Origin of the sequence: Marichromatium purpuratum 984 (assembly GCF_000224005.2) — a bacterium.
GTDB lineage: Bacteria > Pseudomonadota > Gammaproteobacteria > Chromatiales > Chromatiaceae > Marichromatium > Marichromatium purpuratum.
Window position 1 is genome coordinate 2,652,625 of record NZ_CP007031.1, and the last position, 15,677, is coordinate 2,668,301.

At 69.3% G+C, this 15,677-nt stretch carries 16 protein-coding genes and 1 riboswitch; of the genes, 15 read left to right on the forward strand and 1 reads right to left on the reverse strand.

Going from position 1 to position 15,677, the window contains the following annotated elements; genetic code table 11:
- The first annotated feature begins 3 nt into the window (after positions 1 to 3).
- The 5 genes from MARPU_RS11550 (at position 4) to MARPU_RS11575 (ending at position 3,526) form a co-directional block, all read left to right on the forward strand.
- Complete coding sequence (locus tag MARPU_RS11550; protein ID WP_005223590.1) at positions 4 to 657, forward strand: energy-coupling factor ABC transporter ATP-binding protein; 654 nt, start codon at positions 4 to 6, stop codon at positions 655 to 657.
- Between the two features lie 225 nt (positions 658 to 882).
- Positions 883 to 1,089: riboswitch (cobalamin riboswitch) on the forward strand.
- Positions 1,090 to 1,242: 153 nt separating this feature from the next.
- The gene (locus MARPU_RS11555) at positions 1,243 to 1,899 is read left to right on the forward strand and encodes a MotA/TolQ/ExbB proton channel family protein (RefSeq protein ID WP_005223589.1); all 657 of its coding nucleotides are present in this window, start codon (positions 1,243 to 1,245) and stop codon (positions 1,897 to 1,899) included.
- A complete protein-coding gene (locus tag MARPU_RS11560) occupies positions 1,889 to 2,278 on the forward strand; it encodes an ExbD/TolR family protein (RefSeq protein WP_005223588.1) in 390 nt (129 codons plus the stop codon). Before MARPU_RS11555 ends, MARPU_RS11560 begins: the two co-directional genes overlap by 11 nt.
- 52 nt (positions 2,279 to 2,330) lie before the next feature.
- Positions 2,331 to 2,690, forward strand: a complete 360-nt coding sequence (locus tag MARPU_RS16775; protein ID WP_198015476.1) for an ExbD/TolR family protein — start codon at positions 2,331 to 2,333, stop codon at positions 2,688 to 2,690.
- Between the two features lie 497 nt (positions 2,691 to 3,187).
- On the forward strand, positions 3,188 to 3,526 hold the full coding sequence (locus tag MARPU_RS11575) for an energy transducer TonB (RefSeq protein WP_005223586.1): 339 nt from the start codon (positions 3,188 to 3,190) through the stop codon (positions 3,524 to 3,526).
- Between the two features lie 5 nt (positions 3,527 to 3,531).
- Here the strand turns inward: MARPU_RS11575 and cbiB are convergent, their stop codons facing one another.
- Entirely contained in the window at positions 3,532 to 4,470 is a 939-nt protein-coding gene (cbiB, locus tag MARPU_RS11580; RefSeq protein ID WP_005223585.1) for an adenosylcobinamide-phosphate synthase CbiB, read from the reverse strand.
- A gap of 499 nt (positions 4,471 to 4,969) precedes the next feature.
- Between cbiB and MARPU_RS11585 the strand changes: the two genes are divergently transcribed.
- From MARPU_RS11585 to MARPU_RS11630, 10 genes are all read left to right on the forward strand, one after another.
- Positions 4,970 to 5,530 carry a cytochrome c3 family protein gene (locus MARPU_RS11585; RefSeq protein ID WP_005223584.1) on the forward strand — a complete coding sequence of 187 codons (561 nt, stop codon included), beginning with the start codon at positions 4,970 to 4,972 and terminating at the stop codon, positions 5,528 to 5,530.
- Positions 5,531 to 5,532: 2 nt separating this feature from the next.
- Entirely contained in the window at positions 5,533 to 5,859 is a 327-nt protein-coding gene (locus tag MARPU_RS11590; protein WP_005223583.1) for a c-type cytochrome, read from the forward strand.
- 318 nt (positions 5,860 to 6,177) lie between these two features.
- On the forward strand, positions 6,178 to 6,747 hold the full coding sequence (locus tag MARPU_RS16780; protein ID WP_005223582.1) for a GspH/FimT family pseudopilin: 570 nt from the start codon (positions 6,178 to 6,180) through the stop codon (positions 6,745 to 6,747).
- Entirely contained in the window at positions 6,740 to 7,204 is a 465-nt protein-coding gene (gene pilV / locus MARPU_RS11600; RefSeq protein ID WP_005223581.1) for a type IV pilus modification protein PilV, read from the forward strand. The genes MARPU_RS16780 and pilV overlap by 8 nt, the downstream gene beginning before the upstream one ends.
- Positions 7,201 to 8,187 (forward strand): PilW family protein, encoded by a 987-nt coding sequence (locus MARPU_RS11605; protein WP_005223580.1) that lies wholly within the window; start codon positions 7,201 to 7,203, stop codon positions 8,185 to 8,187. The genes pilV and MARPU_RS11605 overlap by 4 nt, the downstream gene beginning before the upstream one ends.
- A complete protein-coding gene (locus MARPU_RS11610; protein ID WP_005223579.1) occupies positions 8,184 to 8,687 on the forward strand; it encodes a pilus assembly PilX family protein in 504 nt (167 codons plus the stop codon). Before MARPU_RS11605 ends, MARPU_RS11610 begins: the two co-directional genes overlap by 4 nt.
- A gap of 2 nt (positions 8,688 to 8,689) precedes the next feature.
- Positions 8,690 to 12,595, forward strand: coding sequence for a pilus assembly protein (locus MARPU_RS11615; protein ID WP_005223578.1), 3,906 nt, complete (start codon positions 8,690 to 8,692; stop codon positions 12,593 to 12,595).
- Positions 12,596 to 12,646: 51 nt separating this feature from the next.
- Entirely contained in the window at positions 12,647 to 13,087 is a 441-nt protein-coding gene (locus MARPU_RS11620; RefSeq protein WP_005223577.1) for a type IV pilin protein, read from the forward strand.
- Between the two features lie 378 nt (positions 13,088 to 13,465).
- Positions 13,466 to 14,827, forward strand: coding sequence for a TrpB-like pyridoxal phosphate-dependent enzyme (locus MARPU_RS11625; RefSeq protein WP_005223576.1), 1,362 nt, complete (start codon positions 13,466 to 13,468; stop codon positions 14,825 to 14,827).
- 114 nt (positions 14,828 to 14,941) lie between these two features.
- Complete coding sequence (locus MARPU_RS11630; protein WP_005223575.1) at positions 14,942 to 15,670, forward strand: LysM peptidoglycan-binding domain-containing protein; 729 nt, start codon at positions 14,942 to 14,944, stop codon at positions 15,668 to 15,670.
- Positions 15,671 to 15,677 lie beyond the last annotated feature (7 nt).

Below are 15,677 nucleotides of genomic sequence, written 5' to 3' on the forward strand. Positions count from 1 at the left end.
CGGATGGATCCACTCTTCAGACTCACCGACATCCACTTCGCCTACCCTGGCCGCCCGCCGGTGCTCGCCGGGGTCGAGCTGACGATCCGGCCCGGGGAACGGATCGCCGTCCATGGCGCCAACGGCTCGGGCAAGAGCACCCTGTTGCAGTTGATGGTCGGGCTGTTGCGCCCCGCCGCCGGGACCCTGTTCGCCTTCGGCGCGCCCCGCCGCGTCGAGCATGACTTCCATGCGGTACGTCGGCGCGCCGGGCTGGTGTTCCAGGACGCCGACGACCAGCTGTTCTGTCCCACGGTGGCCGAGGACATCGCCTTCGGTCCACGCAACCTCGGCCAGTCGCCGACGCAGGCCCGGGCGACGGTCGAGCGCACCCTCGCCCGATTGGGGCTCGAACACCTGCACGACCGCGTCACCCACCGTCTCTCCGGTGGCGAGCGTCGACTGGTCGCCCTCGCCGCGGTGCTCGCCATGGCGCCCGAGGTGCTGCTGCTCGACGAGCCGACCAACGCGCTCGACGAACCCACCCGCGCCCGTCTCCTACAGATCCTCACCGACCTCGATCAGACCCTGGTGCTGGTCAGCCACGACACCCCACTGCGCCAGACCCTCGCCACCCATCACTACCGACTCGCCCAAGGACGGCTGGAGGCAGGCTGAGTCGGGCAATCATCTCGAACCACGGCAACGTCGAACCACAAAGGCGCGAAGTACACAAAGGGGTCTTGCTCAACTGCCAGCTCCCAGCTGACAGAGCGGATGGGCATCCACGACTGGAGACCGACGACCGTTCGCTTTTCCCTCCCTTCGCGCCCTTTGTGTCTTAGCGGTTCAGAATCCGTGTCGCCACCGGCTAACCGCTTGACTCACCCTCGACCGGCGGTATGATGCTCGGCCAGCGATGGTTCCCCGCGAGGGGATCAAAAGGGAACACGGTGCGGCCCGTTCGGGCCAAGGCCGTGGCTGCCCCCGCAACTGTCAGCGGCGAGTCCGCGCCCCCTCATGACGCCACTGGTCCGCGCCGGACCGGGAAGGCCGGGCGCCCGACCCCGACCCGCGAGCCAGGAGACCTGCCATCGAGACACCGATCGCCTGACCGTCGGACGGGGTGTGCCGAGGGTGGGACCCCCTGGTGCCGTGCCCGGCCCCGGCGTCCGCTCACCGGGCCGGTCGTGCCAACCGTCCAGTCCCTCCCCCGAGATCCACCGCCCCGCCCAGCAACACCGCCTGGAGGCGCCCGTCGACATGGATCTCGCCAACCTCTCTGCCGCCACGCGAGCCGCGCTCGAATTCGTCCGTGCCGGCGGCCCGGTGATGCTGGTGTTGTGCGCGCTCTCACTGCTCGCGCTCACCCTGGTGCTGTTCAAGCTGCTGCAGTTCGCGCGGTTGCGGGTCGGCGCGCGCGCCTTCATCGCGCCGACGCTCGCCGCCTGCGCCGCCGGACGGCTCGACGAGGCACGCGGCGCGCTCGCCCCCGCCCCCCAGCCGATCGCCGCAGTGCTGGCGGTGGCCATCGACGGTCTGACGCACGGCGGGCGCACCCTGCAGCAGCTGCGCGAGGAGGTGCTGCGCGAGGCCGCGGCCCAGCAGCAGCGGCTCAACGCCCATCTGCGCGGACTCGACGCCATCGTCACCCTGGCGCCGCTACTCGGACTGCTGGGCACCGTGCTCGGCATGATCGAGGCCTTCCGCACCCTCGAGCAGGCCGGCGGACAGGCCAACCCGGCGCTGCTCGCCGGGGGCATCTGGGAGGCACTGCTGACCACCGCCGCGGGCCTGGCGATCGCCATCCCCGCCGCCGCGGCGCTGCACTGGCTGGAGGCGATCATCGAGCGCGCGCGTCACGACACCGAGGACGCCCTGACCCGGCTGTTCACCATGCCGGTGGCCGATGCACATTGAGCCGCTGCGCCGCCGCGCTCGCGGCATCGGACTCGCACCACTGGTCGACGTGGTCTTCCTGCTACTGCTCTTCTTCCTGCTCGCCGCCCGACTCGACCCACTGCAACAATTGCCGATCGAGACCCGTGACGGCGGCGGCGCCGACAGCGCCGCGACCACGCTGCGACTCGATGTCGCCGCCGACGGCGGGCTGCGGCTCGATGGCGCGCCCTGCCCGCCCGAGGCCCTGGTGACACGGCTGCGCGCGCGGCTCGCCGCTGAACCGGGCCACACGCTGGTGATCGTCCCCGAGCGCGAGACACCGCTCCAGATCCTGGTCCAGATGACCGACCTGGCGCGTCTGGCTGGCGCGCAACAGCTCGCCCTGATCGAGCCCTGAGGGCACACGGATGCAGATCCCCGCACCACCCCGCAGAGGCCAGCGCGACCCGATGAGCGGGCTGGTCGACGTCGTGCTCCTGCTGCTGGTGTTCTTCCTCCTGGTCGGCACCCTCGAGCCGCCCTCGCCGCTACCGGTCACGCCCCCCGAGGCCGCGCCGGGCGAGCCCCTGCCCGATGGCCGCCTGCGGCTCGTACTCGCCGCCGACGGCCGGCTCGCCCTCGACGGCGTGCCGATCACCCGCGCGGAGCTGGACGCGGAGATCGCCGCACGCGTGGCAACCGATCCGGGGCGCGGGATCGCCATCGAGGCCGACGCCGACACCCCGAGCGGCGCCCTGCTCGACCTACTCGCGGTATTGCGCGTGCAGGGGGTCGAGACGCTCTCGCTGATCACCCGGGAGTCGCCATGAGCCGGACGACGACCCGCCTGCTGTGGGGCGTGGCGCTGGTCCTGGCGCTGGGCGCGCACCTGGCCCTCGCCTGGCTGCTGCCGCCGCTGCGCGAACCGGCGCTCGGGACGGGCGAGATCCGACTCTCGCTCCAGGGTAGAGGAACGCCCGACACACCCGCCGACACCACCGACGCGGCACCTGCGAGCGCCGAACCGACGCCCCCCCGACCAGCGCCAGCGCCAGCGCCAGCGCCAGCGCCAGCGCCAGCGCCAGCGCCAGCGCCAGCGCCAGCGCCAGCGCCAGCGCCAGCGCCAGCGCCAGCGCCAGCGCCAGCGCCAGCGCCAGAGCCAGAGCCAGAGCCAGAGCCAGAGCCAGAGCCAGAGCCAGAGCCAGAGCCAGAGCCAGAGCCAGAGCCAGAGCCGAGTATCGCGGCGCCACGCGCGAGCGCCAAGCCCCCGCCGCCCATCCGAAGCGAGACGGCGGGGGCGGCCGCACCCGCACGTCCGAACTCGACGATGCACGCGGGCACGACCCCGAGCAAACGCACCGAATCCCGCACCGAGCAGACCGGCGTCGACCGGCCGGCCCGCCCGATCGCCGGCAATCCGCCACCGCGCTACCCTCGACGAGCGCGTCGCCAGGGGGTCGAGGGCCGCGTACTGATCCGGGTCGTGGTCGGTGCCGACGGGCGGGTCGGCGCCACCACCCTGATCGAGAGCAGCGGCCATCGCCTGCTCGACGACGCCGCACTGCGCGCGGTCGCGCGCTGGCGCTTCGCCCCGGCCTGGCAGGCCGGACGCGCGGTCGCGGCACAGCTCACGGTGCCGGTGATCTTCCGTCTGGAGTCGGGCTGAGACCCTCAGCCCAGCGCCGCGAGCCCCAGTCCAAAGGCGAGCGCTACCACCGAACTCCACCCCAGCAGCCGCAGCGCACGCCGCAGATCGACGGCGCTGAGCGCCGCCGGCCATGTCGGATCGCCGAGGAAGCGATCGGTGACCAGGCGCCCGCCGGACCACACCGGTCCGATCAATCGCACCCGCAGCGCCCCGGCACAGGCCGCCTCGCTCCAACCCGAGTTCGGGCTCGGCAGCAGCGCGTGATAGCGCCAGGCCGCGCGCAGCGCCAGGCCGGGGTGCTCGCGCAGCAGCACCGCGGCAAGCGCGACCACCAGCGGCGAGAGCCGGGCCGGGAGCCAGTGCACCAGATCGTCCGAGCGGGCCCCGGCCCAGCCGAAGCGGCGATAGCGCTCGTTGCGATAGCCGACCATGGAGTCGAGGCTGGAAACGGCCTTGACCACCACCAGCCCCGGCACCCCGAACAGACAGAGCGCCCACAGCGGGGTGAGCACGCCGTCGGTGAGGTTCTCAGACAGGCTCTCGATGGTCGCGCGCGTCACCCCGTCGACGCCGAGCGGTTCGACGTCGCGCCCCACCAGCATCGCCAGCTGCGCGCGCGCGCCGGGCAGATCGCCGGCGGCGAGCGGCGCCAGCACCCGCCGACCGTGCTCGAGCAGGTCACGGGTGCAGAGCAGGCTGTAGGCGATGAACAGGTCCCAGCCGAGCGCGAGCGGCGGGTACAGCGCCGCCAGCCCGAAGCGTACGCCCCACCAGGCGACGAGCGCGCCGCCGACCACCAGCAACCAGTGCAGGACGCCGCCCAGATAGCCGTCGAGCCCGCGCGCGAACAGCGCCCGCTCGCAGCGCGCGATCCAGCCACCGAGCAGGCGCACCGGGTGGAGCCGATAGACCGGGTCGCCGAGCAGCGCGTCGAGCAGTACGGCGCCGAGGATCAGCGACATGGCAGCGCCCCCTTGGGCTGAGTGGATCTCGGCAAATGGCGCGGGCAACGGATAATCATCGATGAAGCGGGGGCTCGGATACGGCGCGGCAGGTTAAGCCAGCGAGCCGACCCCGAGCAATGTCAGGTGATCCGGCGAAAAACATCCAAGCGATGATCCCAAGCAATTAAGTAGGTAATTTTCACCGAACCCCGGCGAAGGTCTCCGATCCAATTGATATAGTTCAATTGATATAGTTCAGATGACCGCTCGAGCCGCCGCACTCGACCCGGCCACGCCAACGAGTAGATGCCCTCGTTGCAGCACTGGCATGAGGTCATGCGGACGGACCCGGTCAGCCGTCGCAGGTTTCACCGACCGCCGCGCACTGCAAGACTCCACCGCCCCCTGGGGCGAGCCTTGAAGCTCGACGGAAACGGGACCTGCACCCTGTTTTCGTCGGCTGCCGAGGATGCAGCCGTTCTCCCGCCGACCACGGCGAGGGTTTGTGGAGGAAACGATGAAGAAACGCACATGGCTGCTGCTCGGGAGCGGGGGCGTGCTGCTCCTGGCGGGGCTGGCGAGCGGGAGCTGGATGGTCACCGAGACTGCGCTCCAGGCGACGTCCGACCGTGAATTCTGCAGCAGTTGTCATACCATGGATGCCTTCGTCGCCTCCTACGACCAGGACGTCCACGGCGGCCAGAACCCCCAGGGACTGCGCGCCGACTGCGCCGACTGCCACCTGCCCCACGACAGCCCCACCAATTATTTCGTGCAGAAGGGACTGTTCGGTCTCAAGGCCGGCTGGGGACAGGTGGTCTCGCTCGTCTTCGAGCCCGACTGGCTCACCAGCCTCGAGCAACGCAACGACTTCCTCTACGACTCGGCCTGCCTGAACTGTCACGCCGCGCTCGAACACGCCCCCGAACAGAGCCCGGCCGCGGCCTTCGGACACCGCACCTATTTCGCGCCGGACAACGCCCTGAGCTGCGCCGACTGCCACCCCCATGTCGGCCACAAGGATCTGCGCGCGCACCTCTCCGGCGACGCCCTTCCCACCACCACGACCGAGGAGTGAAGATGCCCGTCCGTGCCATCCCGCTACTGATCGGCGCCACCCTGTTGAGCGCCACCGCCCTGGCCGACCCAAGCGGCGACGCCGCACGCGGCGCCCAGGTCTACGAGGCCAAGATGTGCAACCTCTGCCACACCCTGGGCGGCGAGTCCGGCCCCATGGCCGCACTCGGCGGCACACTCGACCAGGTCGGCGCCGAGCGCAGCGCGCAGTGGCTGCGCGACTACCTGCTCGACCCCACCGGCACCCTGCCTGGCGCGCAGATGCCCAAGACCGAGCTGACGCCGCAGGAACTGGCCGACCTGGTCGCCTATATGCGCTCGCTGCGCTGAGCCGCCCGAGGACATCGGCGCGCGCCGATGTCCGAAACGTTACCCATCATGCAGACGTGCCCGTCCTCATCCGTCATGCTTGATGATCGGGCGCGGGACCCACGATACAAGACACCGGGACCACCCGGTGCGACCGCCCCGAATGGCGCGGGCCGACCCCGCAGACGCACAACCCACCACCGATATGACACCGTGTACAATGAACGACCCGATACCGGGACACTTGGACGTCCCGGTCGCACCAGCAGCAAGGAGGCCGATGTCCGCTCGCCAGCAGTCCATCTTGTCCACCGCCGGAAGCCCTCGCCGGGCATCGCCATGAGCCGGCCCAGCCAGCCGCTGACGCCGGCCCGTCGTCTGAGCGGCGTCACCCTGATCGAGCTGATGGTGACCCTGGCCATCGCCGTCATCCTGCTCTCGCTGGCCGTCCCCGGTTTCCAGCACCTGCTGCAGAACTCGCGACTCACCGGCCTCACCAACAGCCTCAGCGCCAGTCTCCAGCAGGCCCGGGTCGAGTCGCTGAGCCGGGGCCAGACCGTCGCCGTCTGCGCGACCGGCGACGCCGATGCCGATCAGCCAACCTGCACCATCACCACCGACTGGGCTGACGGCTGGCTGGTGTTCGTGCGCGACGATGCCGACACCACCGCAGGCAAGACCGACATCGACAGTGACGGGCAGGCCGACGACCGTCTGCTCAAGGTGGTGCGCCCGTTCGGGGCCGCCACCCTCACCGCCAGCAGCGGCGACCCGATCGTCTTCACCCCACCGCTCGGCGAGGCCGCCGAGACCCGCTTCAACATCCGGGTCACCGACAGCGAGCAGAACTGTCTGCGGGTCAAGCGCACCGGCCAGGTACGATTCCACAAGGGGAGCTGTAATGGCTAGACACCCACGCACCGGTCGCCGCCAGCGCGGCCTGACCCTGATCGAGGTGCTGGTGACCATGGTCGTGCTCGCCGTCGGGCTGCTCGGCTTTGGCGCGCTGCAGGCGCTGACCATGAAGAGCAACCTCGGTGCGTTGCAGCGCAGCTATGCCACCCTGCACGCCCACGACATCATCGAGTCGATGCGCGCCAATCGCGCCGAGCGCGCGAGCTATGCCACCGGATTCACCGACAGCGTCTCCGGCACCTCGGTCAGCGCCCAGGACCTGCAGCGCTGGAAACAGGCCCTCGCCGCCGACCTGCCGAGCGGCGAGGGCCAGATCACCTTCAACGGCGACAAGGTCGAGGTCACACTGCGCTGGCGCGAGACCCGACTGCCGACCAGCGCCGAGGCCGACCCGACGCTGGAGTGGGTCAGCTTCGCCACCGAGACCCTGCTGCCGGAGCCCACGCCATGATCCGTCAACGCGGTTTCAGCCTGATCGAGCTGATGATCGCCTCGACCATCAGCCTGATGATGATCGCCGCGCTCGGCGCGGTGATGGTCAGTACCCGCACCACCCAGCGCACCACCGATACCCTGGCGATGCTCCAGGAGGACGCGCGCTACGCCTTCCTCGCGCTGACCCGCGACGTGCGCATGGCCGGCTACACCGGTGGCTACCAGCTCGACAGCGCCCCCGCGAGCTGGCCGCCCGAGACCACCGACATCGCCAACCCACTGCACGGACTCGACGACGAGCACGACACCATCAACCTCAGCGGACGATTGCGTGGCGACGTCCTTCACATCGTGCGCGCCGACACCGATCATGCGTTCGTGCTCGCCGCACCCTGCGATGTGCATACTGGGAACTTCACCCTGGAGTGCCAGCCCAGCCACTATCCCGTGAAGGACCAGACCTGGATCGCCGCCAGTCCTTATTTCTCCGCGACCTTCAAGGTGAAGTCCACCGACCCGAGCACCGGCTGCGGCACGAACTCGCCGACGACCCTGACCCTGGTCCCCAAGGCACCCACGACCCCCACGACCCCCACGACCCCCACGGACCCCATATACAGCACCGCCTGCGGCTTCGGTGGCGACATCGCCACCCCCAGGCTCTACCCGCTGATCGCCCACAGCTATTTCGTCGGCACCAACGACGAGGGCGAACCCGCGCTGATGGTGCGCCAAGATGACGAGGACACCGAGGTCGTCGAGGGCGTCTCCGACCTGCAGATCCTCTACGGGATCGATGATGACGCGGACAAGAGTGTCAATCGCTACGTCCGCGCCGATCAGGTCAGCAGCGCCACCGATCCCGCGGCGAACTGGGCACAGGTCCTCGCCATCCGCGTCACCCTCACCCTGACCCCGACCAACGACCTCGACGGGACGCTCGACGATCGCACCGTCAGCGGCACCATCGCGGTGAGAAACCGCCTGATCCAGCCATGAGCCCAAATCCTCTCCAACACCGACAACGCGGCGCGGTACTGATCATCGCCCTGATCTTCCTCACCGTGCTCGCCCTGATCGGCACCACCAGCGCCGTACACAACACCCAGCAGGAGCGGATGAGCACCAGCATCCGCAACCACGACCTCGCCTTCCAGGCCGCCGAGGCGGCGCTGCGCGCAGCCGATCGGGCATTGATGGCCGACACCATCAGTGACCGAGACCAGTTCGAGCAGGACCACACCATCGCCCACGATGCCGACAACACGCCCGCCTACCGGCGCGATCGCTTCAACTGGGGCCAGACCCAGGTGGTCAGCGTGAGCACCGCGCTCGACGGTCTCGCCGAACAACCCCGCTACGTGATCGAGCGCCTGCCCGAGGCCCGCTGCGAGCAAAACGCCACCGAGTCCTGCCCCTACTACCGGGTCACCGCACGCGGGGTCGGTGCCGACCCCGCTTCGGTGGTCATCCTGCAGAGCCTGTATCGACTGGAGTAAGTATGTGCACGCGATCCCCACAACGACTGCGCGGGCTGCTGCTCGGACTGCTGCTGGCGGCCACGGCGGCACCGGCGATCGAGATCTCCGACATCCCGCCCTTCCTCATCAGCGCCGGCGTCGAGCCCAACATCCTGCTGACCATCGACGACTCGGGCAGCATGAGCTACGGCTATGCACCGGATCAGCGCGATAGCGAGGACTTCGAGGAGCGCTACTTCAAGTCGAGCGACTACAACGGCATCTATTACGACCCCGAGACCACCTATACCCCGCCGAGCGATAGCGACGGCAACCCCCTGCCCTCGTCGAGCGATACATCGACCCCGGAGCGGGCACTCGCCACCGCCTACCGCAACGGCTACGAGCCGGACCACGGCACACGCGACCTGACCGACAACTATCGTCCGACGCGGAGGTTGACGTGGCGCTACGGCAACCGGCTCGAGGAGAGCTGGATGCCGCATTATTCGAACGAGGTCTACACCAGGCGATACAGCGACTACTACGGCTGGCGCGACGACGACGACGACGACGACGACGACGACGACGACGACGACGATCATGGTGGCAGATGGAGCAATGACGTTCGTGCCTACTACTACCGCTTCGAGCCGGGCAACCGGCGCTGCAACGGCGAACTCGACGACAACGACTGCTACACCCTGGTTCAGGTCGACGAGGACTCCGGCCCCGACGGCAGCGACGAACGCCGGAACTTCGCCAACTGGTACGCCTTCTACCGCTCGCGCAACCTCGCCACCATGACCGCAGCGACCCTGAGCTTCGCGCGGCTCGACGACAGCGCGCGGGTCGCCTGGCAGACGCTCAATCAATGCCCGCTCGACAGTTACAGCAACTGTCGTGGCACGCGCCGGCAATTCCGGCGTGGCGACAACCGCATCGACACCTTCAGCGGCACCCACCGCGAGAACTTCTTCGACTGGGTCTCCCAGATCCAGACCAATGGGGGCACCCCGCTGCGCCCAGCGATGTATCGCGCCGGTGACTACTTCACCACCAGCGAGCCCTACGAGGACCAGTCATCGGGACGGAACGGCGAGGCCCACGGTTGCCGGCGCAACTTCCACATCATGATGACCGACGGTATCTGGAACGCCAAGGACGAGGGCCACGGCAACAACTTCTCCGGCGCGGCCAACGCCACCAATCGCAACTGGACGCTGCCGGACGGCACCAAGTACCGCGCCCGGCCGCCCTACAAGGACACGATGTACTCGGCGACGATCAGCGATCTCGCCTTCTACTACTGGGCGACGGACCTGCGCCGGGGGTCGGGCGATCGCCAGCCCGACTGCACCGGCGCCACCTGCGACAAGGTGCCGATATTCGAGTTCGACACCCAGGGCGACAAGGAGACGCGCTACTGGAACCCCAGGAACGACCCGGCGACCTGGCAGCACATGACCAACTTCACCGTCGGCCTGGGGCTGGGGGCGAGCATGACCGACCCGGCCTGGGGCGGCAGCACCTACGGCGGCGACTACCAGGCGCTGCTCGCGGGCAGCAAGTCCTGGCCGAGCTTCGAGATCCGCTCCTACGACCCACTCAAGGTCTACGACCTGTGGCACGCGGCGATCAACAGTCGCGGCCGCTTCTACAGCGCCGAGGACCCCGCCTCGCTCACCGCCGCCTTCGAGGAGATCATCGGCGCGATCAGTTCGACCACCGACTCGGGCACCTATGCCACCCCGACGGCCAACGGTGAGTGGCTCAACGATGCCGGGACGGCCATCTTCACCGCCAGCTTCAATGCCGACTGGAGCGGCGATGTCGTCGCCACCAGCCCGGCGCGCGAGGACGCCGAGCTATGGCGCGCCTCCCAACGCTTGCCTGCCCCTTACGCGCGCCGCATCTTCACCACCAACGGCGCCGTCGGCGCCACCGCCTTCGACCGCTGCAACGGCGCCCTGGGCGCGGCACTCGGCACCGACTGCACGCGACGACTGGCCTGGCTGCGCGGCGACGGGCGCATCGAGGGGGCCGACTGCTCGACATCCTGGCGCGGCACCTTCGCCACCTTCACCGTCAAGGGACACCCCTTCAGCAGTGGCGACCAGGTGGTGATCTCCGGGGTGCAGGTCGAGGACGACCAGGGGCCGGTGGACTCGCCGCACTACAACGGACGCTTCCGGGTCGTGGAGACCACCGCCGACACCCTCGGCGTCGCCCTGCAGGCGAGTGGCTGCAACGGCATCGGCAGCTACCATGACCCCGCGGGCGACACACAGCCACGCTATGGCCGCATCCACGACGCCACCCTGCGCGACCGCGCCACCAGCCAGCTCGGCGACGTGCTCAATGCCGACCCGCTCTACAGCGGCGCCACCGATCAGGGCTATGGCGCCATCAGCTCCGGGGTCAGCGGCAAGGACGGCTACGCGGCCTATCTGCGCGCCAAGGAGCAACGTCTGCCGATGCTCTATGTCGGCGCCAACGACGGCATGCTGCACGGCTTCCGCGCCGATCTCGACGATCCGGCCTCGGGCCGTGAGCTGTTCGCCTACGTCCCCTACGCCGTCTATCACGACCTCGACGCGCTGCCCGAGATCAATTATCAGCATCGACCCTTCGTCGACGGTCCGCTCACCCTCGGCGACGCCCATGTCGGTGGCGCCTGGCGCACCTATCTCGCCGGCGCGCTGGGCGGTGGCGGGCGAGGCGTCTTCCTGCTCGACGTCAGCGACCCCGAGGCGTTCGACGCCGACGACGTGATCTGGGAGTTCACCGACGCCGACGACCGCGATCTCGGACTGACCTACAGCGCCCCACAGATCGCCGCCACCGCTCCCGATCGCTGGGCGCTGATCTTCGGCAACGGCTACAACAGCGACAACGGGCGCGCGGTGCTCTATCTGGTCTCGCTCGACGGCAAGTCCGATCGCGAGAAGATCACCCTGCCCGCAACCGCCGGCGACAACGGCCTGTCCTCCCCGGCGCTCCATGACGCCAACAACGACGGCATCGTCGACCGCATCTATGTCGGCGACCTCCAGGGCAACCTGTGGAAGCTGGAGCGCGAGACCGACGGCGACTGGGCGGTGGCCACCGACGCCGGCGGCACCCCGGCGCCGCTGTTCGTCGCCACCGACGACGACGGCGCGCGCCAACCGATCACCGCCCGCCCGGCGGTCGTCACCTCGCCCGAGGGCGGGGGCGTGATCGTCTATGTCGGCACCGGGCGCTATCTCTCCCAGACCGACATCACCGACACCCAGCAGCAGAGCTTCTATGTCATCTTCGACAAGGACGGTGGACACGCCGGACTCGAGCGCGCCGATCTCATCGCCCGGCGCACCACCGAGACCGTCAAGGACGGGCGCCGGGTGAAGACCTTCACCGCCCAGGGCACGGTGAGCTGGATGGACGACCGGGGCTGGTATCTGGACCTCGACCACGACGGGCGCAACCCCGCCGAGCGCTTCGACTACATGCCCAATGTGCAGCAGTTCAGCGAGGCGACCAGCTGGGTGACCTTCATCACCAAGACCCCCTCGAACGACCCCTGCGACCGTGGCGGTCACAAGACCGACTACACCTTCTCGCTGATCACCGGCGCCCTCCCCGAGGGGGCCTCGCTCTACGACATCAACGACGACGACAGCTTCGACTCGGGCGACCGGGTCGGCGGCGACGACGGCAGCCCGGTGATCGGGGTGGTGCTCGACCCGCAGAGCGGCTTCACCAAGGGCGCCTTGCTGATGCGCGACGAGAGCGGACACGTCGTCACCTACACCGCCAGCTCGACCGGCAACGCCGACCCCGACGACATCCCGTTGAAGCAGGGCCAGCCGCCCCCGCCGCCCGACGACCCGCCGCCCGACGACGACCCCACGCCGCCCGACGAGAGCCAGATGCACCGCATCGACTGGCGCCAACTCCTCTGAACCAACCAACCGACCGGGCGCGCGCCCGGTCGGCGCAACGACACCGTCACCATGCACCAGACCAAGAACCCCCGGCCCCACGGCTTCACCCTGATCGAGCTGATGATCACCGTGGCCATCATCGCCATCCTCGCCGCCGTCGCGCTGCCGAGCTACCGCGTCTACATCGAGCGCTCCTATCGCGCCGAGGCCAAGACCGCACTGCTGCAGAACGCCCAGTTCCTGGAGCGTCACTACGCCAAGCGCAGCAGCTATCTCGACGGCGCCAACCTGCCCACGCTGCCGATCACCCAGGTGCCAGCGAGCGGCGGCGCCTACTACAGCATCGGCTACGACACCGATCGCAGCGGCGCCCAGGGCTTCCAGCTCGAGGCGGTGCCCACCGGCACCATGAGCGGCGACGCCTGCGGCACCTTCACCCTCAACCACGTCGGCCAGCGGCGTGTCGGCAGCGACGCCAGCCGCGACGCCGCCGCCTGCTGGGGACACTAGTCCTCCGGGGAATGCACGCGGGCTTTCGACCCCGCACACGCTCGCGCGGTATCATGACCGCGCGGAACCCGGACGCCGGACGCGACATCCACGCCGGCGGACATGACGCGACATCTCCCGCCGGACGACCCCGGAGTGCCGTCGCAACGATCAATCGCCCCGCCAAACGGCGGGATTTCGCCCCCCGATTGATGTCAGGCAACGCGCGCGGCGCGCTTTTGCGCCACCATCCCTCATCATTCCGGGGATCGCGTCATCCGGGGCATCCCTCCGCAACCAGAGAACCCAAGCGCGCGACCACCCGCGCGTCGCGAGCGAACGAGAGCGCGGCGGATTCGTCATCGGCCGCCCCATCCATCACCGAGGTCAGACGACAGCATGAGTGACCCAGTCAAGTACCTGCTCGACGAGCAGCACCTGCCCCGCTTCTGGTACAACATCAACGCCGACCTGCCGGAGCCGATGTTCCCGCCGCTCAACCCGGTCACTCGGCAACCGCTGAGCGCCGAGGAGCTGGAGGTGATCTTCCCGCGCGGCGTGATCGAGCAGGAGATGAGCACCGAGCGCGAGATCGAGATCCCCGGACCGGTGCGCGACGTGCTGCGGCAGTGGCGTCCCTCGCCGCTCTACCGCGCCCGTCGACTGGAGCAGGCGCTCGATACCCCGGCCAAGATCTTCTACAAGTACGAGGGTGTCAGCCCCACCGGCAGCCACAAGGCCAACTCCGCCGTCGCCCAGGCCTTCTACAACAAGGTCGAGGGCGTCAAGCGACTCACCACCGAGACCGGCGCCGGTCAGTGGGGCTCGTCGCTGGCGCTCGCCGGCTCGATGTTCGGTCTCGAGGTGCTGGTCTACATGGTCAAGGTGAGCTTCAACCAGAAGCCCTACCGTCGTGCCTTCATGGAGGCCTTCGGCGCCCGCTGCATCGCCAGCCCCAGCGACACCACCGAGTGCGGTCGCAAGATCCTTGCCGACACCCCGGACAACACCGGCAGCCTCGGCATGGCGATCAGCGAGGCGGTCGAGCTGGCCGCACAGAACGACGACACCAAGTACGCCCTCGGCAGCGTGCTCAACCACGTGCTGCTGCACCAGACGGTGATCGGCCTGGAGGCACAGAAGCAGCTCGAGATGGCCGACGCCGAGCCCGACATGGTCATCGGCTGCACCGGTGGCGGCAGCAACTTCGCCGGTATCGCCTTCCCCTTCATCGGCGACCACCTGCGCGGTGGGCGCAAGGTCCAGTGCATCGCCGTCGAGCCCTCGGCCTGCCCGAGTCTCACCAAGGGCAAGTTCGCCTACGACTACGGCGACACCGCCCAGATCTCGCCGATCTGCAAGATGCACACCCTCGGCGCGAGCTTCGTGCCCCCGGGCTTCCACGCCGGCGGTCTGCGCTACCACGGCATGGCGCCGCTGGTCAGTCATCTGACCGAGCTTGGCCACATCGACCCGCGCTCCTACAATCAGCTCGAGTGCTTCGCCGCCGGTCTGCAGTTCGCCAAGGCCGAGAGCATCCTGCCCGCGCCCGAGTCCAACCATGCGGTGCGCGCCGCCATCCACGAGGCCGAGAAGTGCCGCGAATCGGGTGAGTCGAAGACCATCCTGTTCAACCTCAGCGGTCACGGCAACTTCGACATGCAGGCCTACACCGATTACATCGGTGGCAAACTCAAGGACCTCGACTATGCCGAGAGCGAGGTCGCGATGGCCCTCGCCGGGCTGCCCAGCGTCGACTGACGCGGTCGCCACACCCCGGGGTTCGGCTGCCCAGCGCACCGGCCCCCGGCACCGCCACCACCAGGGACGGTAGTGGCGGTGACAGTCCCGACTCGCCGGATGGAGTTGATCGCCTTGCGTAACCTCGTCCTCGCCCTCGCTCTGTGCAGCGCGACCCGCGCGGTCGCCGAGCCCGCCGTCCTCACCACCGCCGATCCCATCGCCCCACCCTCGCGCATCGAGGAGCTGGAGACCCATATCGCCGGCATGCAGGACAAACTGCGCGAGTCGGCCGGTGCGCGCAAGGCCGCCGATCAGGCGCGGATGGAGGCCGAGCGCCGGCTCGCCACCAGCACCCAGACCCTCGAACGGCTGCGCCAGGAGCTGGCCAGGAGCGAGGACGCCCGCGCCGCACTCGGCGAGGCGCTACGTGCCCAATCGCAAGCGCATCTCGACGCCAGCGCCGCACTCGACGAGGCACGCACCGACGCCCACCGGCTCGACCAGCTGCTGCGCCGACTGCCGCCGGCGCTCGGCGGCACCCTGGAGATCGACGAGGCGCGCGCGGCCGCGGCGACCTCCTACCGGGTGCTCGTCGAGACCCTGCAACAGCCGGCGCGTGGCGCGGGACGGAAGATCGAGGTCGCCGGCGCCCGCACCCAGCTCCAGCTCGATCAGGCGCTGCTCGCCGTGTTGACCGACGCGCGCGGTCTCTATCGGGTCGAGGAGAACGACTCGCTGGCGCTGATCAGCCGGCGCGTCTACGGCACCGAGGGGCGCTGGCAACGCCTGTTCGCGGGCAACCGCCACCTGCTCGACGACCCCGACCGGCTCACCCCGGGAATGACCCTGATCCTGCCCTGAGCACCGA

What these genes read in the sequence shown, in the direction of transcription:
- MARPU_RS11550 (WP_005223590.1), top strand. Translation starts at nt 4, where the DNA reads ATGGATCCACTCTTCAGACTCACCGACATCCACTTCGCCTACCCTGGC.
- MARPU_RS11555 (WP_005223589.1), top strand. Translation starts at nt 1,243, where the DNA reads ATGGATCTCGCCAACCTCTCTGCCGCCACGCGAGCCGCGCTCGAATTC.
- MARPU_RS11560 (WP_005223588.1), top strand. Translation starts at nt 1,889, where the DNA reads ATGCACATTGAGCCGCTGCGCCGCCGCGCTCGCGGCATCGGACTCGCA.
- MARPU_RS16775 (WP_198015476.1), top strand. Translation starts at nt 2,331, where the DNA reads ATGAGCGGGCTGGTCGACGTCGTGCTCCTGCTGCTGGTGTTCTTCCTC.
- MARPU_RS11575 (WP_005223586.1), top strand. Translation starts at nt 3,188, where the DNA reads ATGCACGCGGGCACGACCCCGAGCAAACGCACCGAATCCCGCACCGAG.
- cbiB (WP_005223585.1), bottom strand. Translation starts at nt 4,470, where the DNA reads ATGTCGCTGATCCTCGGCGCCGTACTGCTCGACGCGCTGCTCGGCGAC.
- MARPU_RS11585 (WP_005223584.1), top strand. Translation starts at nt 4,970, where the DNA reads ATGAAGAAACGCACATGGCTGCTGCTCGGGAGCGGGGGCGTGCTGCTC.
- MARPU_RS11590 (WP_005223583.1), top strand. Translation starts at nt 5,533, where the DNA reads ATGCCCGTCCGTGCCATCCCGCTACTGATCGGCGCCACCCTGTTGAGC.
- MARPU_RS16780 (WP_005223582.1), top strand. Translation starts at nt 6,178, where the DNA reads ATGAGCCGGCCCAGCCAGCCGCTGACGCCGGCCCGTCGTCTGAGCGGC.
- pilV (WP_005223581.1), top strand. Translation starts at nt 6,740, where the DNA reads ATGGCTAGACACCCACGCACCGGTCGCCGCCAGCGCGGCCTGACCCTG.
- MARPU_RS11605 (WP_005223580.1), top strand. Translation starts at nt 7,201, where the DNA reads ATGATCCGTCAACGCGGTTTCAGCCTGATCGAGCTGATGATCGCCTCG.
- MARPU_RS11610 (WP_005223579.1), top strand. Translation starts at nt 8,184, where the DNA reads ATGAGCCCAAATCCTCTCCAACACCGACAACGCGGCGCGGTACTGATC.
- MARPU_RS11615 (WP_005223578.1), top strand. Translation starts at nt 8,690, where the DNA reads ATGTGCACGCGATCCCCACAACGACTGCGCGGGCTGCTGCTCGGACTG.
- MARPU_RS11620 (WP_005223577.1), top strand. Translation starts at nt 12,647, where the DNA reads ATGCACCAGACCAAGAACCCCCGGCCCCACGGCTTCACCCTGATCGAG.
- MARPU_RS11625 (WP_005223576.1), top strand. Translation starts at nt 13,466, where the DNA reads ATGAGTGACCCAGTCAAGTACCTGCTCGACGAGCAGCACCTGCCCCGC.